Annotated in this window: 17 protein-coding genes and 1 pseudogene; 9 read left to right on the plus strand and 9 right to left on the minus strand. The window is 72.0% G+C overall.

Going from position 1 to position 22,995, the window contains the following annotated elements; genetic code table 11:
- Positions 1-28: 28 nt before the first annotated feature.
- The 3 genes from ACH4S9_RS28915 to ACH4S9_RS28925 form a co-directional block, all read right to left on the minus strand.
- Positions 29-1,579 carry a DUF5719 family protein gene (locus ACH4S9_RS28915; protein ID WP_398374465.1) on the minus strand — a complete coding sequence of 517 codons (1,551 nt, stop codon included), beginning with the start codon at positions 1,577-1,579 and terminating at the stop codon, positions 29-31.
- A complete protein-coding gene (locus ACH4S9_RS28920) occupies positions 1,576-5,562 on the minus strand; it encodes a glycosyltransferase (protein WP_398374466.1) in 3,987 nt (1,328 codons plus the stop codon). The genes ACH4S9_RS28915 and ACH4S9_RS28920 overlap by 4 nt, the downstream gene beginning before the upstream one ends.
- Positions 5,563-5,730: 168 nt before the next feature.
- Positions 5,731-5,994: a WhiB family transcriptional regulator gene (locus ACH4S9_RS28925; protein WP_004952403.1), complete on the minus strand. Its 264-nt coding sequence runs from the start codon at positions 5,992-5,994 to the stop codon at positions 5,731-5,733.
- A gap of 684 nt (positions 5,995-6,678) precedes the next feature.
- Between ACH4S9_RS28925 and ACH4S9_RS28930 the strand changes: the two genes are divergently transcribed.
- The 4 genes and pseudogenes from ACH4S9_RS28930 to ACH4S9_RS28945 all read left to right on the plus strand — a co-directional run.
- On the plus strand, positions 6,679-7,224 hold the full coding sequence (locus ACH4S9_RS28930; RefSeq protein WP_311729451.1) for a cysteine dioxygenase family protein: 546 nt from the start codon (positions 6,679-6,681) through the stop codon (positions 7,222-7,224).
- Positions 7,225-7,236: 12 nt separating this feature from the next.
- Complete coding sequence (cofD, locus tag ACH4S9_RS28935; RefSeq protein ID WP_398374467.1) at positions 7,237-8,229, plus strand: 2-phospho-L-lactate transferase; 993 nt, start codon at positions 7,237-7,239, stop codon at positions 8,227-8,229.
- Positions 8,226-9,605, plus strand: a complete 1,380-nt coding sequence (locus ACH4S9_RS28940) for a coenzyme F420-0:L-glutamate ligase (RefSeq protein WP_398374469.1) — start codon at positions 8,226-8,228, stop codon at positions 9,603-9,605. Before cofD ends, ACH4S9_RS28940 begins: the two co-directional genes overlap by 4 nt.
- A 2,622-nt stretch (positions 9,606-12,227) precedes the next feature.
- Positions 12,228-12,623, plus strand: a pseudogene (locus ACH4S9_RS28945) (LuxR C-terminal-related transcriptional regulator); the annotation flags it as partial.
- A 52-nt stretch (positions 12,624-12,675) separates the two neighbouring features.
- Here ACH4S9_RS28945 and ACH4S9_RS28950 read toward each other — a convergent pair.
- Entirely contained in the window at positions 12,676-14,148 is a 1,473-nt protein-coding gene (locus ACH4S9_RS28950; RefSeq protein WP_398374470.1) for a serine/threonine-protein kinase, read from the minus strand.
- Between the two features lie 239 nt (positions 14,149-14,387).
- On the opposite strand from ACH4S9_RS28950, the gene ACH4S9_RS28955 reads away from it, so the two are divergent.
- The 3 genes from ACH4S9_RS28955 (at position 14,388) to ACH4S9_RS28965 (ending at position 17,718) form a co-directional block, all read left to right on the plus strand.
- Positions 14,388-14,663 (plus strand): hypothetical protein, encoded by a 276-nt coding sequence (locus tag ACH4S9_RS28955; protein ID WP_311729447.1) that lies wholly within the window; start codon positions 14,388-14,390, stop codon positions 14,661-14,663.
- Entirely contained in the window at positions 14,650-15,273 is a 624-nt protein-coding gene (locus ACH4S9_RS28960; protein ID WP_311729446.1) for a DUF6879 family protein, read from the plus strand. The genes ACH4S9_RS28955 and ACH4S9_RS28960 overlap by 14 nt, the downstream gene beginning before the upstream one ends.
- A gap of 231 nt (positions 15,274-15,504) precedes the next feature.
- Complete coding sequence (locus tag ACH4S9_RS28965) at positions 15,505-17,718, plus strand: ATP-binding protein (protein ID WP_398374472.1); 2,214 nt, start codon at positions 15,505-15,507, stop codon at positions 17,716-17,718.
- Between the two features lie 4 nt (positions 17,719-17,722).
- Here ACH4S9_RS28965 and ACH4S9_RS28970 read toward each other — a convergent pair whose 3' ends face one another.
- From ACH4S9_RS28970 to ACH4S9_RS28980, 3 genes are all read right to left on the minus strand, one after another.
- The gene (locus tag ACH4S9_RS28970) at positions 17,723-18,604 is read right to left on the minus strand and encodes a methionyl-tRNA formyltransferase (protein ID WP_398374473.1); all 882 of its coding nucleotides are present in this window, start codon (positions 18,602-18,604) and stop codon (positions 17,723-17,725) included.
- A 71-nt stretch (positions 18,605-18,675) separates the two neighbouring features.
- Positions 18,676-18,990: a hypothetical protein gene (locus ACH4S9_RS28975; protein WP_311729443.1), complete on the minus strand. Its 315-nt coding sequence runs from the start codon at positions 18,988-18,990 to the stop codon at positions 18,676-18,678.
- 340 nt (positions 18,991-19,330) lie between these two features.
- Complete coding sequence (locus ACH4S9_RS28980; protein ID WP_398374474.1) at positions 19,331-19,531, minus strand: DUF397 domain-containing protein; 201 nt, start codon at positions 19,529-19,531, stop codon at positions 19,331-19,333.
- Positions 19,532-19,651: 120 nt separating this feature from the next.
- Here ACH4S9_RS28980 and ACH4S9_RS28985 point away from each other — a divergent pair, with 120 nt between their 5' ends.
- The gene (locus tag ACH4S9_RS28985; protein ID WP_398374475.1) at positions 19,652-20,092 is read left to right on the plus strand and encodes a protein kinase; all 441 of its coding nucleotides are present in this window, start codon (positions 19,652-19,654) and stop codon (positions 20,090-20,092) included.
- A 79-nt stretch (positions 20,093-20,171) separates the two neighbouring features.
- On the opposite strand, the gene ACH4S9_RS28990 is transcribed toward ACH4S9_RS28985, so the two are convergent.
- Positions 20,172-20,600 (minus strand): MarR family winged helix-turn-helix transcriptional regulator, encoded by a 429-nt coding sequence (locus tag ACH4S9_RS28990; protein WP_014177067.1) that lies wholly within the window; start codon positions 20,598-20,600, stop codon positions 20,172-20,174.
- A 132-nt stretch (positions 20,601-20,732) separates the two neighbouring features.
- On the opposite strand from ACH4S9_RS28990, the gene ACH4S9_RS28995 reads away from it, so the two are divergent.
- Positions 20,733-21,596, plus strand: a complete 864-nt coding sequence (locus tag ACH4S9_RS28995) for an NAD(P)H-binding protein (RefSeq protein ID WP_398374476.1) — start codon at positions 20,733-20,735, stop codon at positions 21,594-21,596.
- Between the two features lie 43 nt (positions 21,597-21,639).
- Here ACH4S9_RS28995 and ACH4S9_RS29000 read toward each other — a convergent pair whose 3' ends face one another.
- Positions 21,640-22,878, minus strand: coding sequence for a WD40 repeat domain-containing protein (locus tag ACH4S9_RS29000; RefSeq protein ID WP_385348516.1), 1,239 nt, complete (start codon positions 22,876-22,878; stop codon positions 21,640-21,642).
- Positions 22,879-22,995: the final 117 nt, after the last annotated feature.

Below are 22,995 nucleotides of genomic sequence, written 5' to 3' on the forward strand. Positions count from 1 at the left end.
GTATTCACCACAAACGGTCAGCGCGGGATCACTGGCCGCCGTCGTTGAGCAGGGACAGGTCCTGGCGCGCCGCCGGGACCGCGACCGTACCGCGGTCGTCGGGCAGCGGCTGGATCGTGAACATCGGGATGCCGCCCTGGGGCAGCGCCAGCATCCGGGACGCGTACACCGGCCCGCCCGAGATCCGCTCGACCGTCAGGGCGTATCCGCCCCTGCCCGAGGACGGGCGCGGCGGCTCCACGGCCTGGGTGGTGCCGCCCTTGATGTCGTAGGTCTTGCTGACGGGGCTGCCGCCCCCGCTCCCGGCCGACGCGGTGACCCGCACCTTCGCCGACGCGTTCGGGGCCACCAGGGACAGCGTCGAGCCCTTGGCGCGGTTGTCGGCGGCGGTGCCGGTCCGCTCGATGCTCGTGGTGGCGGGGATGAAGGCCGTCTCCTGGCTGCTCCCCTTGCCGCGCGTGACCCGCAGCGCGGCCACGACCGGCGCGGCCCGGCCCTCCCCGCCCTCCGGGGTGAGCACCAGGGATCCCGCCTCGCCCTTGGTGACGTCCGCGAGGTCGGCCCACGCCGTCATCCCGCTCTTGACGTGCAGCGACTCCTGCCCGGCCGGGGTGATCGAACTGCTGCGCCCGGCCAGCCGCACCTTCAGGTCCGCGTCGTCCGAGCCGGGTGCGAAGACGACCAGGCGCACCGAGGTCGCGTCGGCCGGGATGCCGGGCAGCACCACGCTGTCCGACGGCTCGGCCGAGGCGGGGAGCCAGTCGCTGCCGAGCTCCTGGTCCACCGCCTGGACGGCCGCCCCGACCCGGCCGGAGCGCGCCGACACCCGGAGGGTCGCGTCCAGCGCCTCCACGTCCGTCAGGGTGGAGAGCAGCACCGGGACGGTGGACCGCCCCGGGACCGTGATCTCCTCTTCGGCCGAGGGCTTGAGCCGGCCGTTCGGGCCGTAGAGCTTGAGGTCCACCTCGGCGGCGTTGTCGTCCGGGTTGGTCAGGTGGACGTAGTCCTGCCGGTCCTTCGCGGTGCTGGTGCCGGGGAACCAGAAGTCCGTGTCGGGCGCGGTGCACGTGGTGCCCAGCAGGCCGCGTCCGCTGCCCGCGGCCACCGTGGTGGTCTGCTGCACGGTCCAGCCGGGTGCGAGCGGGCCGTCGGCGGTGCCGATGAGGGCGGGGGCGTCCGAGCGGTCCGTCTCGGCGGTGACCGGCTTCCCGGGCTCCTTGAGGGACACGACGGGCTTGCTCGCCGTGCCTGCCTGGCCCTTCTGGGCCTTCTGATCCTTCTGAGTGTCCTTCTGAGCGCCGTCGTCCTCCGAGCCCTGGGCGGGGAGCAGCGCGGCGGTCCCCTTCTTCGCGCCCTGGGCGCCCGTGACCTTGGGCGTGAACGCGGTGTAGGTGGTGGTCGCCACGTCCGAGGAGGTGGGCGTCGGGCACACGAGCGCGGAGCGCTCCACGGGCAGCCTGGTGGCCGTCTTGGCCGCCGGTGCCGTGTCGTCGGACGACCCCTCGGTCAGCGAGGCGACGCCGGTGACGGCGGCGAGCGCCGTGACGGCGGCGATCAGGGACAGGGTGGTGCGGTTCATCGCTGCTGCTCGCTCCCGTCGCGGCGGGCCTCGGGCTCGGCGTCGCCGTACGTCGTGTCGCCCTGCTGTTGGGGGTACGTGCCGCCGTCGGCGTACGGCTGCTGCTGGTCGTAGGCGTACGGGTCGGCGTACTGGCCGCTCGCGTACGGGTCCGCCGGGTACTGGCCCTGGGCGTACTGCCCTTGCGCGTACTGGCCCTGGCCGTACTGGTCGCCCTGGTAGCCGGCCGCGGAGTAGTCGCCGGCCTGGTACTCGCCGCCCTGCTGGTAGCCGGTGCCCTGGTATTCGCCGCTCTGATAGCCGGCGCCGGAGTAGTCACCGCCCTGGTACTGGTCGCCCTGGTACTGGTCCCCTTGCTGCCCGTCGTAGCCCGCGCCGCCCGCGCCCGCGTACGGCTGGGCGTCCCACTCGCCGTACTGCTGCTGCGGGGGCACCGCCGCGTACGGGTCGGCGGCCGCGGCGGCCTCCTGCCCCGCGTCCGTACCCTCCGGCGGCGCCGGGGGCGCGCCCGGGGCCTCGGGCGCCGGCGTATCGGTGGTGCGCGCCGCGGGTGCGCCCGCCTCGGGTGCATCCAGCGCTGTCTGCGCCGCCGCCTCGGCGGCGGCCCGCAGCCGGCGGGCCCGCCGCCCGTCGCCCGTCAGGTCCTCGGCCGCGACCGCCGCGGCCTCCGCCTCCGGCAGGTCGTCGTCGACCGTACGGCGGCGGCCCGGCAGCGCCAGCACCACCAGGACCAGCGCCAGCAGACCCTGGGCCCACATCCATGCGGTGTGTGTGACGGGGGACTCGTAGCTCAGGTCCAGCCGTCCGCCGTTCGCCGGGAGCTCGAAGCCCTGCGCCCAGCCGTCCACGGTCTTCGCCTTCAGCGGCTTGCCGTCGAGCGTGGCCTGCCAGCCCTCCGTCGCCCGGTCGGCGATCCGCAGCACCCGCCCCGCCGGGCCGGCCGGGACGGTGGTGTGCGCCTCGACGGGGCCGGAGGGGACGTTCACCGGGGCGGCCTGGGACCCGGCCGTCGAGCCGCCCTGGCCCCCCGTCTCGGCCGTCTCGCCCGCCTGGGCGCCGGGGACGATGGTGACCCGCGAGATCCGCTGGTCGACCCGCCACAGGGCGCTGCCGTCCTCCTGGCTGAGCCTGGTGAGCCCCGGTGTGGCGTCCAGCACCCGGCTCATCTGGCGCGCCGAGCCCTCGCGCACCACCACATAGCGGATGGCGTAGCCGCCGAGCTGGCCGGTCTGGTCGGCGCCGGAGCCCGCGATCAGGTTGGCCACGACCCGGTCGAGCCTGCGGTCGCCGCCGGCCGCGCCGGTGAGCTCGGCGTCGCCGAGCCGGGCGCCGGAGCCGCGCACCAGGACGTAGTCGGCCTGGGCGCCGTTGCCGTCGAGGACCAGGGTGCGGGCCTGGTCGCGGGTGCTGCTCTCGGCCGCCACGAAGGCCGGGACCTGGTCGGGGGCGCGCCGCACGACCGGGCCGTCCGCGCCGCTCAGCATCCAGGCCGCGGCGGCCCACAGGGGCGCGGCGGCCGCGGCCGCCGCGATCAGCAGCGCGACCGGCTGGCGCCAGCCGAAGCTCTGCGCGGCGACGCGCTGCCGCGCGCCCTCGGCGCCGACCACACCGGCGCTCAGCAGCGCCAGGCCGTAGACGAGGGTCGCGGGCCCGGCCCAGCCGGAGCCGTTGGTGAGCGCGGCGAAGAGGAAGCCGGTGAGCGCCACGGCCCAGGCCGTACGGACCGCCAGCTGCCGCTCGCCGCGCATCAGGGCGGCGAGCGCGGCCAGCACGAAGCCGAGCAGCAGGAGCGTTCCGCCTGCCTTGGGGCCGCCGGGGCTGAGCGCGAGCAGGTCCAGGGCGGACGCGGAGCCGGTGGTGTAGCCGAGACCGGCCTCGTCCAGGAACCGGCCTGGGTCGGTCAGCAGATCGGCCGACCAGGGCGCGAGCACGGCGAGCGGGGTGAGGACGACCGCGAGGAAGCGCAGGCCGTACGCCGTCAGCTGCTCGGTGCGGCTCTCCGCGAACCGCAGCGCGAGCACCCCGAGGCCCAGGAGCAGCGCGATCGGCCAGACGATGGGCGTGAACGCCATGGTGAAGGTCAGCAGCAGCGCGTACGCCCAGGTGGCGCGCCAGCTCGGCCGCTCGCCGTCGCGCGCCCGCTCGCCGAGCCCGAACCCGCTCGCCGCGACCGCGGCGCGGGCCATCAGCGGCAGCACGACGGCGAGCACGGCGGTGCCGAGCCGCCCGCTCGCCAGCGCCCCGGTCGCGGCCGGCAGGAAGGCGTACGCGACGCTCCCCCAGGCGCGCAGCAGCCGGGACTCGACGAGCGGCCGGGAGGCGAAGTACGCGGTGAAGCCGGCCAGCGGCACCGAGCAGACCAGCAGCAGCGTGAGCGTGAAGCCGGTGCTGCCCAGGAAGAGCGTGGCGACCGAGGCGAGCACGGCCAGATACGGCGGCGCGCTCTGCGTCCCGCCGGTCCCCACCGGATGCCAGCCGTCCAGGTAGCGCGCCCACAGCTCGGAGACGCTGCCGGGCGCGGGCAGCAGCGCGCCGCCCGACAGCGCGCCGCCGCCGAGCAGTTCGCGGCAGGCGATCAGCGAGACGAGCAGCAGGACGGCGAAGAGCACCGGCCCGGGCTTGCGCGCGATCCGCTTCAGCCGGGCGAACTGCTCGACCTCCAGGAAGTCGGCGTCCTCGTCGCCAGGACCGGACTCCACGGCCCCGTGCCGTCCGCCGGAGGACAGCTCGGGATCGGAGCGGCTGCCGAAGTGGCCGGCGATCTGCTCGGCGGTGGCGCGCACCGTGGCGCCGGGCGGCGGGAACAGCGGCCGCAGCTCGTCCTTCTCGACCACGGACCGCCCGCGCCGCTTCCGCGCGGCCAGGATCTTCTCGGGGCGCAGCAGGGTGCCGAAGAGCCCGGCGACCTCGTCCAGGGCCTGCCCGGGCACCTTGCCCACCAGATACGCGAGGGTGCGCACCATGGTGCCGACCAGCAGCCGCAGCAGTACGTACGGGAGGGCCGACCCGCGGCTGTTGACCAGCAGGGCGTAGGTCGCGCCCGCCTTGTCGACGCGGTGCGGGCCGGCGACGGAGCGGCCCACGCAGTCGATGGGGCGCCGCTCGCGGGCGGCGGCCTCGGCGTGGCGCAGCGCGGCGTCCGGGGCGATCAGCACCTGGTGGCCGGCGGCCTGGGCGCGCCAGCACAGGTCCACGTCGTCGCGCATGAGGGGCAGCCGGGGGTCGAAGCCGCCGAGTTCCTCCCACACGTCGCGGCGCACCAGCATGCCGGCGCTGGACACCGACAGCACGGGCCGCACCTGGTCGTGCTGGCCCTGGTCCTGCTCGCGCCGCTCCAGACCGGTCCAGCGGCGACCGCTGCGGGCGATACTGACGCCGACTTCGAGCAGCTGCTTGCTGTCGTACCAGCTGCGCAGCTTGGGGCCGACGATCGCGGCGCGCGGGTGGTCGTCGGCGACCCGCAGCAGCTCGGCGAGGGCGTCCGGCGCGGGGGCGCAGTCGTCGTGCAGCAGCCACAGCCACTGGACGGGCTCGCCGTGGGGCAGCTCCGGCATGTCGTACGCGTCGTCGCGCCAGGTGCGGTTGACGGGGTCCCAGCCGCTGGGGCGCTTGAGGTACGGCAGCTCGTCGGGGCCCAGGACCTCGGCGCCGCGGACCGCCTCGGCGACGGCCGTGCCGAAGCCGCTGCGGCGGGCGAGGTGGAGCACCCGGTCGGGGCCGAGGGCGTCGGCCAGCAGCTGCGCGGAGTCGTCGGCGCTGCCGGTGTCGGCGGCGACGACGCTCTGGACGGGCCGCTCCTGGCCGAGCAGCCCGGCCAGCGCGTCGGGCAGCCAGCGGGCTCCGTCATGGGCGACGAGCACGGCGGTGACGACGTGGCGGGGAAACTCGGGCGGGTGGGCGGGAGCAGACACCGCCGTCTGGGCGGGCGCAAACGCGGCGTTGGCGGCCGGGTATTGGGCCGCCGGGTGGCTGTGCACGGACATCGAGGTACGGGCCCCGGTTCGCTGGACTGCGGTGGACGCGCGCGCCCTTGGCGGCGCCCGCGCGTCTCGGACGGGGCCCCACACTAACGGCTGTGTACACAGCGGTCCGCCTCCCGGCACCAAGGGACGGGAGACGGACCGCTGCTTCAGGTCTGGTATGGCGTGGGGTCAGACGGCTGCCTTTTTCAGTCGGCGGCGTTCCCGCTCGGACAGACCGCCCCAGATACCGAAGCGCTCATCGTTGGCAAGGGCGTACTCGAGGCATTCGGAACGGACCTCACAGGCGAGGCAGACCTTCTTCGCCTCACGGGTGGATCCGCCCTTTTCCGGGAAGAACGACTCGGGATCGGTCTGGGCGCACAGTGCGCGCTCCTGCCAACCGAGCTCCTCGTCCGCCTCTTCGACCAGCAGTTGCTGGAACAACTCGGTCATGTGCGCCCCTCGTCTGTCATTGCGTCCCCATGTCCGCTGCCCTGCCGTCGGTCCGTCGGTCGGTCGGTCGGCGCGTCGGGCAGAAACGACACGAGTGAAATTACAAGTGTGCCGATCCGGGCCAGTCAAGCCGAGATCTGCTATTGAGCCCCTTATTCACTCTGCGGAACCAAGGCGAAGCAGAAAGTGTTCAAATCAGCCTAAAGCCGACACCTTCCCCGATCGCCACTCGCGTCCCTTCTCTTACTCACAGAGGAGGACGTCACGAAGGCCGATCCCGTTGCACTCCGGGCGCTCCAGGTGTTGCGCCGTCTGACCGGTTCCCGCCCGGCACAAACCCCTCCGCCCCTCCCGCAACCGGATGAGGTGAAACTTCGCCCACCATCCGGACGTCAAGTTGACACGGGGGTCGGCGACCCGGTCTCCTAGTCCGCATGTCAGTGACCCCCGCGCCCCAGCCGACCCGCGACCACGGGTTCCGCTGCGCCGTGCAGGCTCGCTGTCGCTGTTCCAGCTGTTGATGCCTGTCGACGCCCCTGAGCTCCAGCCATCTCGCGCAGCAGCCGCCTCGCCGAGCCGTCTTTCGCAGACGCCTCACGCGGCCGCCTCACACAGCCGTCTTACGCAGCCGCCGCCGCGCGGCCGCCCCCGCGCCCGCCACGCCACCTTCCGCCGAGGACCCCCATGAACAGCGACGTCCAGATCGCCGGTGACCCGCTCGCCATCCCGCATCTGCTGCCGCCCGCACCCGCACACCCCTCCACCGTCTCCGCCTTCGCCGGACTGGCCCGCTCCATCGCCGCCGACCGCGCCCGCTGGGCGCCCCTGGTCCAGTACGACGCCACCAGCCGCTGGTACCACCGGCTGCGCACCGGCCCCGGCTACGAGGTGTGGCTGCTCAGCTGGGTCCCCGGCCAGGGCAGCGGGGCCCATGACCACGGCGCGTCCTCGGGCGTGCTGACCGTCCTCGAAGGCGAGCTGACCGAGCGGGTGGGACACGGCGGGCGGCACACCCTGACGGCGGGCGCACAGCGCGTCTTCGCGCCGGGCTATGTCCACGACGTCGTCAACGACTCGCTCGAACCGGCCGTCAGCCTGCACATCTACTTCCCCGGGCTGACCGACATGCCGATGCACCCCTCGCAGGACGCGGTGCGGGAGCTGGCGGAAGGCCGCACGAATGGCTTGGTTCCGGACGCCCCGGACACTCTGGATGTCCTAGGCGGCTGAGAGTATGTCCGCATGCGCATTGTGGTTCTGGCAGGCGGCATCGGCGGCGCCCGTTTCCTCCGCGGTCTGAAGTCGGCGGCGCCGGACGCCGACATCACCGTCATCGGGAACACCGGCGACGACATCCACCTCTTCGGCCTCAAGGTCTGCCCCGACCTCGACACGGTGATGTACACCCTCGGCGGGGGCATCCACGAGGACCAGGGCTGGGGCCGGGCCGACGAGAGCTTCGCCGTCAAGGAGGAGCTGGCGGCGTACGGCGTCGGGCCCGAGTGGTTCGGCCTCGGCGACCGGGACTTCGCCACACACATCGTCCGGACTCAGATGATCGGCGCGGGCTATCCGCTGAGCGCCGTCACCGAGGCCCTGTGCGCGCGCTGGCAGCCCGGCGTGCGGCTGCTGCCGATGACCGACGACCGCATCGAGACACACGTCCTGATCGACGACCCCGACGCGCCGGCTGCCGAGGGGGCCGACGAGGGCCGCCCCGCGCGCAAGGCCGTCCACTTCCAGGAGTACTGGGTGCGGCTGCGCGCCTCCGTGCCCGCCCACGCGGTCATCCCCGTCGGCGCCGAGCAGGCCAAGCCCGCGCCCGGGGTGCTGGAGGCCATCGCCGCGGCCGACGTCGTCCTCTTCCCGCCCTCCAACCCCGTCGTCAGCGTCGGCACCATCCTGGCCGTGCCCGGCGTCCGGGAGGCCATCGCCGACGCCGGGGTGCCCGTCGTCGGCCTGTCCCCCATCGTCGGCGACGCGCCCGTGCGCGGCATGGCCGACAAGGTGCTGGCCGCCGTGGGCGTGGAGTCCACCGCCGCGGCCGTCGCCCGCCACTACGGCTCCGGGCTGCTCGACGGCTGGCTCGTGGACACCGTGGACGCGGCCGCCGTGGGCGAGGTCGAGGCCGCCGGGATCCGCTGCCGCGCCGTCCCGCTGATGATGACCGACGTCGAGGCCACGGCCCGGATGGCCGCGGAGGCCCTGAAGCTGGCCGAGGAGGTACGGGCATGACGCAGGCCCCGACGTACCGGGTGTGGGCGCTGCCCGGCATCCCCGAGGTGCGCCCCGGCGACGACCTCGCCAAGCTCATCGCCGAGGCCGCGGCCGCGGAGGGGCTGCCGGGGCTCGCGGACGGCGACGTCCTGCTCGTCACCTCCAAGATCGTCAGCAAGGCGGAGGGGCGGATCGTCCAGGCCGAGGACCGCGAGGCCGCCATAGACGCCGAGGCGGTCCGCATCGTCGCGCGACGCGGGCGCACCCGCATCGTGGAGACCCGGCACGGCCTGGTGATGGCCGCGGCCGGGGTCGACGCCTCCAACACCCCCGCCGGGACCGTGCTGTTGCTCCCCGAGGATCCCGACGCCTCGGCGCGGCGGCTCCGGGCCGGGCTGCGGGACGCGCTCGGGGTCGAGGTGGGGATCGTGGTCACCGACACCTTCGGGCGGCCTTGGCGCAGCGGGGTGACCGACGTCGCCATCGGGGCGGCGGGGGTGCGGGTCCTGGAGGACCTGCGCGGCGGCACCGACGCCCACGGCAACGCGCTGAGCGTCACCGTGGTCGCCACGGCCGACGAGCTGGCGGCGGCGGGCGATCTGGTCAAGGGGAAGGCGGGCGGGCTGCCGGTGGCGGTCGTGCGGGGCCTGCCGCATGTCGTACGGCCGGCCGACACCGCCAACGCCCCCGGCGAACCCGACGCCCCCGACGATCCCTCCGATCCCTCCGATCCCGACGACGGGGCCCGGCCGCTGATCCGGGGCGCGGCCGACGACATGTTCCGGCTCGGCACCTCCGAGGCCGTCCGCGAGGCCGTCACCCTGCGCCGTACGGTGCGGGAGTTCACCGACGAGCCGGTGGAGAGCGCCGCGGTGCGCCGGGCCGTGGCCGCCGCGATCACTGCCCCGGCCCCGCACCACACCACGCCCTGGCGGTTTGTGCTCCTGGAGTCGGCGGAGTCGCGGCTGCGGCTGCTCGACGCGATGCGCGAGGCCTGGATCGCGGATCTGCGGGGCGACGGCTTCTCCGAGGAGAGCATCGCCAAGCGGGTGCGGCGCGGGGACGTGCTGCGCAAGGCGCCGTATCTGGTGGTGCCCTGCCTGGTAGCGGACGGCGCGCACGCCTACCCGGACGCCCGGCGCGCTGCGGCCGAGCGCGAGATGTTCGTGGTGGCGGCGGGCGCCGGGGTGCAGAATCTGCTGGTCGCGCTGGCAGGCGAGGGGCTGGGGTCGGCGTGGGTGTCGTCGACGATGTTCTGCCGCCCGGTGGTGCGTCAGGTGCTGGGGCTGCCCGAGGAGTGGGATCCGATGGGGGCGGTCGCGGTGGGCCGCCCGGCGGCCCCGCCCTCGGCCCGGCCACCGCGGGACGCGGACGCGTTCCTGGTGGTGCGCTAGCCGTTGCCAAGAGCCTTAGCGGTTCTCGGCATTCCGGGCACTACGGCCTGGATGGTCCGTCACATCGCCAAAGCGTGAGGGCTTCGGTTCAAGTACGGTCGCTCACTTCCTTCCCACGTGGGGTGGGGATTACGCCGCCTGCCCTCCCCGGCCCGGCCTTGCGGCTGGGTCGGATGGCGTGGGTCCTACGGTCGGCTCCACCAGGCTTCGACACCTTCGCGGCGTCCAGGTCTCCGGCCACTCTGGAACCTGTGGTGTCGGCCACTATGCAAGGGCGACGAGGTTGTGCGCTGAGTTCCCGTCCCGTCCCGGGCGGCGTCGCCACCAACGGGTGATCAGGGTGTGCAGCTGCGGCCCGGACAGCCCCGTCCACGCCTTCAACTGGGCTGAACGGCAGGTGGCGAGACGAAGTTCCGCACAACTGACCGTAACCCGAACTGACTTCATGACGTTATGCCTGACGTTGACGCTGGTCGGGAGAGGGGGGAGAGCGTGGCGGGTCGATCATCGGCTGCTCCTGCTCCTGCTCCTGGGGAGGGGCGGCGGTTTCGGGGTCCGAACCGGGGTGAGGTGTGGCGGCGGCCGAAGGATGCGCCGGTGTCGGTGATCCGGCTGCCGCTGGTGGTCGCCGATGCGGATGTCCGCCGCCGGGTCGAGCAGTTGTTCTCGGCGATGTGGCAGATCAAACGCGCCCTGCAGCGTGACGCGCGGGATGTGGCCGGCGCCTACTGGGCCGGTGACGTGCGGCGCGAGAGGGACGTGAAGGCATGGCGGGCGGAGCTGGGCCTGTCCCGCACCGGGCTGGAGCGGCGCGCGTATCGGCATCTGGAGCGCTCACGCTGGTTGAGCGGTCATGTGTCGAAGGTGTTGGTGATGCATCAGGCCGACGAGGTGTGGGCCGGGGTGGCCCGGCATCTGCACCCCGACGCGTCAGGGCGGCGGGCCGGGCGCCCCAGGACCGGGACGTGGTGGGAGTACACCCGTATCCCGGGCCGGGCCCGCTCGCACACCACCGACCGCAAGTGGGAGACCTTCCGCCTGCACGGCACCCTCGCCGGACACCTGGACACCTTCCGGCACCCCGCGCTGCCGCCCCAGGTCACCACCCCCGCCCAGGCCGCAGGCCTCGCCCCGGGCATACGGGTGCTGGCCCAGCCACGCCGCATGCCCGCCCCCGCCCGGCCCACCGCAGGCGTCCCCACCGGCACCCTCGACGCCGCAGGCCGCCCCCGCGGCAGGGCGGCGTCCTGGTTCGACCACACCGGGCCGCTGACCGTCGTCTTCGCCGGAGGGCCCACCGGGCGCGGGGACATCGTCCTGCCGGTGCGGCTTGCGCAGGGTGCCGGGCGCTGGCCCTATCTGCTGCACTACCTGGACGACCCGAGCCGGTGGCACAAGATCGACCTGGTGCGCAGGCGGGATCCGGCCGCCCCGGGCGGCTGGGCCTACGAGGCCCATCTGATGGTCCTCGCCCCCGGCTACGCCTCCCGCGCCACCCGTACACGGCGCCGGCAGGCCGCCGCCCTCCAGCGTGTCGGCGGGGTGGACGGCAACGTCTCCAACCTCGCCGTCGTCTCCCTCCCCGCCACGCTCGACCCCGATGACGGCGGCGTGCACTCCGACCGGATCACCCTGACCCAGCAGGAGCAACACGCCCTGGCCACAGCACGCAAGAAGGCCCGGGGACGCCAGCGCGCCCTCGACCGCTCCCGCCGCGCCACCAACCCCCGGCAGTACCGCCCCTCCCGCCGCCAACAGACCCGCGACGAACGCCGACAGGCGGCAGGCCTGCCCGCCAAGACCGTGACCGTCCCGGCCGGACCCCGGCACACCACCACGACCGGGAAACCCCGGCAGGCCTACCGCCGCGACACGCTCAGTACCGGCTACCGGAATCTGCGGGCCCGCCACAGCGCCGCGGCCGCGAGCGCGGCCGAGGCATCCCATCACCGTGCGAAGAAGATCGCCGCCCACCTGGTCGCCGCCCACGGCCCGCACCTGACCGTCGAGGACTGCGACATCCGCACCTGGTTCCGCCTGTGGGGCCGCGCCTGCTCCGCCACCACCCCCGGACGGCTGATCACCCAACTGGCCGCCGAGTGCACGGCCACCGGCGGACGCCTCCTGCGCGCCTCGACCTTCACCACCGCCCTGTCCCAGCACTGCCTGTGCGGCCGACGCGCACCCAAATCCCTGCGCGACCGCATCCACCACTGCGACCCGGCCGACGGCGGCTGCGGGCTGCGCGGCGACCGGGACCTGGTCTCCGCCGCCCTGGCCGCCTTCACCACCCTCACCGACCCCAACGACCCCACCACCGCCCGCCTCGACCACCACCGCGCCCGCACCGCCCAGATCCTCTTCACCCAAGGGCTGCAAGAAGCCCTGTCCGAGTCAACCGCACCGAAGTCCGCGCCCTCGGGCCGGACCCGCGCGGCAGCCGAACCCCGAGGGAACACCCTTCCCCGGCAACAGACGGCCTCTGCTCGGCTAAACGCCGGAAAGTGCACCGTGGCAACCCCGGATGAGACCAGACCCGCACCCCAGCGGCCCAAGGCCCACGCCGGAACGACACGACCGCACACCGGCCGCCCCCGCACACACATACGGGATAACCCACCGGCCCACGCCGGCCTGCGCGCCGGTGCGAGCGGCTTCCTCGTCAAGGACGCCCGCCCGGAGGAACTGCTCGCAGGGATACGGGCCGTGGCGAGCGGCGACGCGGTCGTCGCCCCGGCCCTGACCCGCCGCCTCCTCGACCGCTACGCCCACCACCTGCCGACGCCGGACGCGCCCGCCGGAGCCGACCCCCGCCTGACAGCCCTCACCGGCCGCGAGCGCGAGGTGCTGACGGCGATCGGCCGGGGCTGGACGAACGGCGAGATCGCGGAGCGGCTGGTCGTCGCGGAGTCCACCGTCAAGACGCACGTGGGCCGCATCCTCGCGAAGATCGGCGCCCGGGACCGCGTCCAGGCGGTGATCTTCGCGTACGACACCCGGCTGGTCCGGCCGGAGTAGCGGACACGGCCGGAATGGCTCCACGCGTCCTTGCCACCGCAAGGCTCGACGGTTACGTGTCGCCTGCCTTCTTCCAGAGCTGGTACGTGAAATCCGCCCGCCCGAGGGCACCGTCCTCGTAGCTTGCGGCCTTGGCAATCCGGAGGTAGCCGTATCGGCCCTCGGTGGTCCTGACGCAGAGGATCATGCCCTTGGAAAGGTCACTGCCCAGGAATCCAGAGTTTTGGGAACCCTTCCAGTCAACGTTGCCGGACTGGCAGTCGGCCGGGCCGGCCGGAGGGCCGTCGTGGGGGTATCGGCCGAGTTCGGCGGAGGTGATGGCAGCGAGCCTGTTGCGGAGGATCGCGAGGTCGGTGCCTGCATTCCCCTCTTCTTCCTGCCCAAGGGACGCGGTATCCAGGTCGACATTCCCACCAGACGGATCCGGGCAGGTCACCACGGGTGAGCGGGTGCACAACGCGACATCGCCCTTTTCATACAGACGCGGCTTCCCGGACGTGCCCGTGCGGTCTCCCGATGTGGCGATCGTCACCGCGAGCACGACCGCGAGCAGAATCGCCATGCCGGCTACACCGGCGGTCGCCAGCCGCCGACGGCGCGAGCGGCCTGCCCAGACTGTCGCGACCGCACCTCGGAGCCCCGCACGCCCAGGGGCACCGGCAGGGGACATGACGGCTGTTGGCCTCTCGGGTACGGGGACGGTCGGGCCGGTATCCAGCATCGCCAGCGCCTCGGAGACGGTGGCCCTGGCGGCAGGGGCCTTGTCCAGCAGCCGCGTGAGGAGTCCGGCGAGTTCGCCGGCGTGCTTCGGGGGGTCCGGCTCGTGCGCCATGACGGCTGCGACCGAGGCCGTGGGGGTGGCGCGGTGGAACGGGGAGACACCCTCCACCGCGTGGTAGAGGGTGACGCCCAGGGAGAACAGGTCGCCGGCGGGGCTGTCGTCGCCGTGCCCGATCCGCTCGGGCGCGATGTACTCGAGGGAGCCGATCACCCCGCCGGTTGCGGTCAGTGCGGTGTCGGCATCGTGCACGGCGATGCCGAAATCGGCCAGCAGGACCCGGCCGTCGTCGGCGAGCATCACGTTGGACGGCTTGACGTCGCGGTGCACGATGCCGGCCGCATGCGCCGCCCCCAACGCTCCCAGGACCGCCTGGGCGATCCTCCATACCTCCGCGGCCGGGACGCGGCCACGTTCGCGGATCTCCTCGTCCAGTGTGCCCCCGGTCACCAACTCCATGACGATCCACGGCACATCGTCTTCCCGCACCACGTCGTGGACGGCCACGATGTTGGGGTGGGTGCGCAGCCGCGCGGCGTTGCGGGCCTCGTGGATGGCGCGGTTCACCCGCTCGGTACGCTCCGCGCCGGACCCGGCCTGGGAGAGCGTGACCTCCTTGAGCGCAACGTCGACACGCAAACTCTCGTCCCGGGCCTTCCACACCCGCCCGAACCCGCCGGAACCCAATTCGCCGATGAGCCGATAGCGTCCCGCGACCAAGCGGCCTACACGTGTTTCGCTCGCCATCTGTTCCCCCATCGGCCTCGTAGCGGGACCCAGCATGGCATGACCGGCATGGCGGCCAGTGTCTGCGCCGTCCCCTGGTGCGCTTACCGCTGAGCACCAAGGCCGGGTCAGGGTTTCGGCCAATCGCGCTCAGAATCGCGCAGATAATCCCACGCGTGATCGACAATCCGTTGCCATGAGTGTCGATCATGCATACAGTGAGTAGTCGCTGTCTTCCGTGGTGCGGGATGGGAGAGGTAATGGACCGAGCCTGGGAGGCCGACCCCGCGGCCTCGTTCGAGCGGCGGTTAGGGAAGTCCGCCAAGGAGCTGAACTGCACAGGTGGCCGCGACGGGTGCCCCGATATCTGGCAGTTGGACAACGGCGACATCGCGGTGATCGGCCGGGATCTGACGGAGACCTACGCGGCTCGGTTGCCCGACGATGTCACGATCGCCGCGGACGAGCGGCTGGTGATCCTGCCGGGTGCGATGCTGAGCACGGCGAAACCGGATATTCCCGATGCTCGGCCTTGACAGTCTCCGCCTCGACACATCGCGCGGCGCGCCTCTCGATCTGGACAGCTACCGTCGTGACTTCCGGCAGCGCCAGTGGACGATCGACGGGCAGGACTCATGGAAGCTGGAACGATGCCAGCATTTCCGGGAGCCGGGTTTCGCCAGCTGGGAGGCGTTCGACCGCGGCGACTGGCACGGCGCCCTGAGGCTCATCCAGGAAGAGCGCGACTATCTCCGGGAGTTCTCAGAGGAGAACGAGCGGCGCGGGATCACTCTTTTCCGTGTCCGCGTCGTCCAGGAACCACTCACCCCTTATCTCCAGTGGGAACTGCACTTACTGCGGCTGCGCGCGGAGTGCGGGGAAAGAATCCGAGTGGTGAGCCCAGAGCGCGTCCGGTTCCTGGAGAAGGAGGCGCCGTTACCGGAGCTGTTGACGCTCGGCGAACGCGCCGTCTACGAGATCCGCTACACGCAGCAGGGCGTTCTGGACGGGGCCATCCACTACTCCGACACCGAGACCACCGACCGGTGTCGCGCATTCATCAGGGATCTCTACGATTCGGGCGAGGACCTGATCCCATACTTCGACGAAAACACAAGGCACCTGCCACCGCCCCACATGGAGTAGAAGATCAGCGGACACAGTGAGCAGCACGGCGAGGACGCGGAGCGCGGGCCTGGGCCTGGACCCCACAGCACCCATTCGGAGCTGTCGGGCTCCGCGTCCGACGTCGTCCAGGCGAGAGACATCGAAGGCGGCGTTCACTTCCATACCGGCGAGCGCCGCTCCGGTTACGACGCGCCGAAGCCACGCCAACTCCCCGCCGATATCCGCGGATTCGTTAATCGCGGCAGTGAGATGCGGCAGCTCAACGCAGTCCTCGACGACCAGTCGCAGGTTGGCGAGCCGCTGATCGTATGCGTCTATGTCATCGCCGGGACCGCCGGGGTGGGCAAGACCTCGCTCGCCCTGCACTGGGCGCACCAGGCCGCCCGATCCTTCCCGGACGGCCAGTTGTACGTGAACCTGCGCGGCTACGACCCGGGCTCGCCGGTGACCGCTCATGAGGCGCTGAACCGGTTCCTGGCCGCGCTGGGAGTGCCCGCTCGGGCGATTCCGCGGGACGAGGAGGCCGCCGCGGCGCTCTATCGGTCGCTGCTGGCCGAACGGCGAATGCTGATCGTCCTCGACAACGCCGCCACGGCGGCCCAGGTGCGCCCTCTGCTGCCCGGTACGGCGGGCTGCCTGGTCATCGTCACCAGCCGCAGCCGTCTGTCGGGGCTCAGCGTCCGGGACGGGGCGCGTCGGCTGACGCTCGGGATGCTGGACGAGCCGGATGCCGTCGAGCTGCTGTCCGTCGTCTCCGCCGACTACCGGACGGAAGACGACGGACAGAAACTCGCCGAGTTGGCGCAGTTATGCGCCCGGCTTCCGCTGGCCCTGCGGATCGCCGCCGAGCGTGCCGCGAGCCGCCCGTGGATGCACCTCGACGACCTGATACGGGACCTGCGCGACGAATCGTCGCTGTGGGAGGCCCTGAGCGTGGGCGACGAGCCGGAAGCCGACGCCGTACGCACGGTGTTCGCGTGGTCCTACCGGGCGCTGACCGCCGAGGCCGCGACGCTGTTCCGGCTGCTCGGTCTCCACCCGGGACCGGCCTTCGGAGTGCCGGCCGCCGCCGCGATCGCCGGTCTCAGCACCGCCCAGGCCCATCGTCTGCTGGACTCTCTCGCCGGGGCCCATCTGCTGGAACAGACCGCGCCCGACCGCTACGAGTTCCATGACCTGCTGCGCGCCTACGCGACCGACCAAACCCAGTACGAGGAGGCCCCCGAGACCCGCGCGGCCGCGGTGCGCCGGATCCTCACCTGGTACGTACACGCCGCCGACGCGGCCCAGGGGTGGATCAATCCGGGAGAGGCCCGTATCCCGCTCAGCCCCCTGGACGCGGGTATCACCGCCCTGACCTTCGACAGCTACGAGCAGGCCATGTCCTGGTACGAGCTGGAGTCGGCGAACCTGATGGCCGTCGCCCGCGAGGCGGAGGCAGCCGGGCTGGACGAGATCGCCTGGCAGTTGGCGGCCGTGCTGCGCGGCATCCATATGCTGCTCAACCCGTTCGAGGACTGGCTGGCCATGGGACATATCGGGCTGCGGGCCGCGCGGCGGCTCGGTGACCGTGGCACCGAGGCCGAGATCCTGGAAAGCCTGGGCATGGCCTGCACCCAGTCCCACCGGCTGTCCGAAGCGGCGGACTTCCACGAGGCCGCCCTCGCCATCCGCCGCGAGCGCGGGGACCGGCTGGGCGAGGCGCTCTCCCTCAACGACGTCGGCCTGATCCGCCTCAGGGAGCGGCGGTTGAGCGATGCGAGGATCGGCTTCGACGAGGCGCTGACGCTCTTCCGGGAGATCGGCGCCCCTCAGTGGGAGGCCGTCGCCTTGGCGAACTCCGCCGAGGTGGCGTACGAACTCGGAGCTGCGGACCAGGCCCGTGACCTCGCGCAGAGTGCCCTGGAGATGTTCCGCGCGCTGGACAACAAGGGCGGCCAGGGCAATGTCCTTCGGCTGCTCAGCGCCGCCTCTCTGGACCAGGGCGAGCCGCAAGAGGCTCTTGGACACGCACGGCAGGCGGTGGACATCGCGGTGAGCCATCGCAACACCATGTGGGAGGGGTACTGGCTGCTCACGCTGGGGCGGGCCCAGCAGGCGACCGGCCACGCCGATGACGCCCTGGCCTCGTACCAGCGGGCCGCCGTCCTCCAGCGGCGGCTCGGTGACCGTTCACGCGAGGCACGAGCCTGGCAGGGCGCGGGAGAGGCGTACCAGCAGCTCGAACGGTTCGACGAGGCGGCCGACTTCCACCGCAGCGCGGCGGCGACGCATCGCGACCTGAGCAACGATTGGCAACTGGCCCTGGCTCTCGACGGGCTCGCCGCCGCGCTGGACGCGGCGGGCCGGTCCGACGAGGCGCGCACGCACTGGTCCGAGGCGCTGACCCTGATGGCCGGCTACGGGGATCCACGAGCCGCTGACCTCCATGCCCGGATCGGCCGCGCCCTGGAGCGAGCGTGACCGGCTACTCCGGTCGCTCCACGGACTGCGACTCTACGATCCACAGCGGCCCGTCCGCACAGTCGATCCGTACGCCCCCTTCGCCCGGGTCGGTACGCGTCCGCAGCACCGACACCCAGCGGCCGTTCACCTCAACGACGGGGCCGGGCGGGTCGTATACGCCGAACCGGGAGGCGCGGACCTGGTTGTGGATCTCCCGCGCGGTCCGGGTCCGGTCCACGCGGCGAAAGTCCTCCCCCATCCAGCCCGCGTAGGTCGCCTTCGCCTCGTCCTGCGGCTCGCCGACGTCACTGGCGTCAGCGGAGCCACCGGCGTCGACGCGCCGCAGGGCGAGTGGAATCAGTTCGCTGGTCAGGGCGTCCATGCGGGCCAACAGCTCATCCGGCACCACCTCGTCCTCCAGCGGCACACCGCCGCGCTGGACGATCACCCGCCCGGTGTCGAATTCCTCGTCCATCCAGTGGACGGTGACCCCGGTCTCGCGATCCCCGGCCCGGATCGCCCAATGGATCGGGATGGGGCCGCGGTGGCGCGGCAGTAAGGACGGATGGACGTTGATTCCGCCGAGCCGTGCCGCGTCCAGCACCCGGCGGGGGATCCGCCAGGGAAAGCCATTGCAGAGCAGCAGATCGGGCCGGTAGCCCGGCAGCGCCCGTGCCAGACTCGCGGCGCTGCGGGGTAACAGCAGGTCGACCCCCGCGGGAAGGGACTCCACAATGCCGGCCGCCGCGGTCGGCGCTCCCGGACCACTGCCGCGCCCGGGGCGCGACGCACGCGCGTACACATACGCGATCGGCTCGTGACCGGCCGCCTCGCATGCGCTCTGTGCGATGGCGAAGCCGTCGGCGGAGTGCGAGAACAGCACGATCCTGAGGCGTCCGCTCATAGCATCTCCTTGGGCGACCGGTCGGTTTACGCCGTAAAGAGTGTCATTCGGCAAGTGTGAACGCGGTTGCCTCAGGAACGGATCCGGCGGAACCATTCGGCGGACTGCCGCTGCGACAGCAGCACCACGATCACGATGCCGAACACCAACTCGACCAGGCCCGCCGGTTGACGCTGTCCCATCGCGCCGAACCCGACGGCGATCATCAAGGAAGCGAAGACAATCGCTGTCGTCCTGTTCCCGGGCCCGCTTTTACCGAACCGGAGCGCACATACAAAGCCGACGATCACGGGAAAACTCGCCCCGACGATCGCGCCGGCCTTCTCCGGGTCGCCGGACAGCACTACGCCGAGGGCGACGAGCCCGGCCATGACGAAGAACAGCACCTGCGCGGCCCGGACCGTCCCCGGCATGGTCATCGGCTGAGGCGGATATCCCGCCCCGGCCTGGGGGTTGTACGGGAGATGGGGCTGATAGGCACCGGGTGGCTGCGGACCGTAACCCGCGGGCGGACCGTATCCGACCCGTGGAGCCTGACCGGGGCCCTGGCCCGCGTCCCAACCTGGATGCTGTGGAGTGGACATGGCAGGGACGCTATCAACGACGCAGCGCGACGGTGTCATTGCGCTGCGGTCACGGGGGCCGGTGCGATGGTTTTGGGACACACGCTGCCAACGAGGCAGGCCCCGACAGTCGCTCCCGGGGCCCCTCAGGCTTCTGAGCTGCCTAGCGGTCGAACTCCCGCCGCTTGACGCCCCGGAGGAACGCCTGCCAGGCGCCTCCCGTGAACGTCAGGTGCGGGCCGCGCTTGTCCTTGCTGTCCCGCACGGCACGGCCGCCCCCGGTCGTGGCCGCAATCTCTACACAATTGCCCTCTTGCAGGGAATACGACGACTTCCGATACGGGCCGATAACCTCAGGAGTCACTTTTCCTCCTCGTTGCTTCGCAGTACGCGCCGGATGAGTCGTGATCTTTCAAGGGACCCCGGCAACAGTTTGCCCGGGGCGCCTCGAGCCTGAGCTGTCTAGCAGTCAAACTCCTGCCGCTTGACGCCCAGGAGGGTGCTTCCGAGGGGCGTCCGGGACTGGACAGAGACCCGGTGGGACTGGTTCGCCGACAGGGGCGCTCCGGCCCTGTTCCGGGGCGACGCGCTACTCCACGTGGATATCAACCCGAGCAACCTGCTCATCGGCCGGCGGTCCTGGGTCGTGGACTGGTCCTGGCCGACCAGAGGCGCGGCGTTCATCGATCCGGCCATGCTCGTGGTGCAACTCGTTGCCGCCGACCACACACCAAAGAGTGCCGAGTCGTGGGCGTCCAAATGCACGACGTGGACGAACGCCGACCCGGAGGCCATCGACGCCTTTGCCGTGGCCTACGCCCGCATGAACCGCCGCAGGGCCCTTCGGAGGCCCGAAGAGCGGTGGCTGGCAGCCATGGCTGAGGCAACCGAGGCGTGGGCCACACACCGAGGCGTACACCTGTGAACCGCTTCATCGGCGGCGGCCCGGGGCATGTGCGGACGCAGCCGGATCGATGACGGCGTCGAGGACGGCGTCGAGGACTTCAGGCGTCGTCCAGGAGGTCGTTCGCGGCGCGGTGGATCTTCGTCAGCGCGCTGAGCAAATGGCGCCGTTCGTCGTCGGTGAGGTCTGCGGTCACGGCTTCCTCCATGCGTCGGCGTTCCTGCTCGACCGGTTTTTGCAGGGCGCGTCCGGCGTCGGTGAGCCACAGTCTGACGAGGCGGCTGTCCCGGTCGTCGGGGCGCCGGGTGAGCAGGCCGGTGGCGGCCATGCGGGTGGCCATCTTGGTGACGGTGGGGGTGGTGACGTGGAGCGCCGCGGCGATCTCGCCCGGGGTGCGGCCGTCGTGTTCCCAGAGGGCCGCGAGGAGGTGGTTCTGTCCGAGGTGGAGGCCGTGCTCCCGCATGCCGCGCTCGGCCAGGGCCCGCAGGGTCTTCGACGTCTTGCTGTGCAGGTCCAGGAACTCGGGCATCGCGGCCTTCCGGTGAGGCGGTGTACGGGACGGGCACCCGAGGCCACCAGTCGATCGTTTGACGGCTAATCATTTCCCGGCTAACGTCCGGCCCGATGAACTCGTTAACCGGCAAATGACCGAAGGAGTGTCATGCTACTGCTCACCGGAGCCACCGGAAACATCGGCCGCGAACTCGTCCGCCAACTCGACGCGCAGGGCGCCGAATTCCGCATCCTCGTGCGCGACCCGGCCCGCGCCGCCGACCTGCCCCAGCGGGCCGAACGCGTCGTGGCCGACCTGGACGAGCCGACGACACTCACCTCCGCCTTCCACGGCGCAGACCGCCTGTTCCTGCTCACCCCGGGGATCGGCACCGCCCACACCGCACACGCGGTCACCGCCGCCCGGGCCGTCGGAGTACGCCACATCGTGCACCTGTCCTCCTTCAACGTCCTGGGCGACCCCATGCCCGCCATGGGCCGCTGGCACCGCGAACGCGAAAACCTCGTCCGCGCCTCCGGCATCCCGGCCACCTTCCTGCGCCCCGGCGGCTTCATGACCAACGCCCTGGACTGGCTGCCCACCCTCCGCGAAGCCCGCTACGTCCTCGACCCCATCGGCCCCGGCCGCTACGCACCCATCGACCCCGCGGACATCGCCGCCGTGGCCGCCCTCGCCCTGACCCAGGACGGCCACCAGGGCCAGGAATACGTTCTCACCGGCGCCGAGACGCTCACCATCACCGACCAGGTCCGCCTCCTCGCGGAAGCGACCGGGACCGCCATCAAGATCCGCGAGGTCGCCACAGCGGCCGAGGCGGTACGGTCCCGATTCCCCCACGGGGCACCGCCGGCCCTCGCCCAGGCCCTCATAGAAGGCTTCACCCTCATGCGCGCCGACACCACCGGACTCCGCACGGACACCGTCGAGCAACTCCTCGCCCGCAAGCCCCGTACCTTTGCCGCCTGGTGCGCCGCACACGCGGACGTGTTCCGGCGGGCACTCGACGCCTGAGCGCCCATCGGAAACAAGGCAAGCGCCCTTCGTCCCCGCCTGCTCAGAGTTTGCGGACGATGATGCGGCCGGTGTCGCCGCCGGAGGCGACGAGCGTGCCGTCCGCAGAGATCCTGACCGTATAGGTGCGCCCCGTGCCCAGGTCTCCTGGGCGGTGTGCGAAGGCGGGGTCACTGTGGCGGGTCACGGCGTCGACGACGTCGGTGTCGCCCCGTCGGCCGATGGCCAGGGTGGAGCCGTCGGGCGAGTACGCCCAGCCGTAGCAGGTGGCCCCGCGGTCGGCGAGAAACGGGTGCGGGAAGTGCCAGACGAGTTCGCCGGTCTCCAGGGAGTACGCGCGCGGGCCCTCGTGGGACTCGGGGTTGGCGACCAACAGCGTGTCGACGGGATCGAAGCCGATCGAATGCGGCTTCCGGTCCATCGGGATGCGGCGCACGACCTTTCGCCGGTCGATGTCCCAGATCTCGACCTCGGTGACCTCGGGGTCGTCGTCCTTGTACCGGGACCCCTTGGTGAAGCACAGCGCCATGAGTTTCCCGGACGGCGAAAGCGCGCCCGCCCAGCAGCGCATCGAGGGCCTTTCCCCGGACGTCGCGAACACGTCGTTCCCGTCCTGGTCGAGTGTGCCGACTATGCGGACGCGGTCGCCGGTGTCGAAGAGCAGCAGCCGCCGCCGGGCCGCGTCCCATGAAGGACGCACGCGGAAAGAGTTGAAGTGGGCGTCCTGGAACTCCCTGTATCGGGCGAGCACCCGGGTTTGCCCGCTTGCCGGATTGAACAGGCGCGTTTCCTCATTGAGCGCGTAGACGACGTGCTCACCGCCTGCGTCGAAGTGCACGGCGTGCACGAACGTCTGCCTATCGCCCACTGGCTCGGTGTGGATCAGCCGGCGGTGTCCGGTGCCGACGTCGATCAGGTGGATCTCGGCACCGTACGCGTCCTTGAGCATCGTGCCGATGACGATGGTCCGGCCGTCCGGAGACAGGTCGAACGCCTCGGCCCAGCACCGGTTCGGGACCTTGACGTCGAGCACGACGGCGCCGCGCGCCGCCTGGGCGGCGTCGGCGACGCGGGCGAAGCCCTCCCGCAGCTTCTTCCAGCACAGTTTCTCGAACTCCCGCTCCGCCTCGGGCTCGCTCGCGCACTCCGTCACGGTCTCCCGGGGCCGCCTTCCCTCGGTCCACGCCGAGCGGATCAGCCGGGAGCCCTCGACAGCGATCCGGTAGAACCTCACCTTTGCCGGGTCGGCCGACGACCTCATCGTTGTATCCAGGCTGGTCATGGCAGCTGAAGCTATACGGAGGAGCTGACACGGGACCGGCCCGGGTTCAACCCGGGGTTGAGGGTTGTCCGCTCATCGGCCCCGGGTCGCGGACCGCGGGCGGTGAAAAGTCTCCGG

The organism is Streptomyces sp. NPDC021225 (assembly GCF_044332865.1).
In the GTDB taxonomy this organism is placed as follows: Bacteria; Actinomycetota; Actinomycetes; order Streptomycetales; family Streptomycetaceae; genus Streptomyces.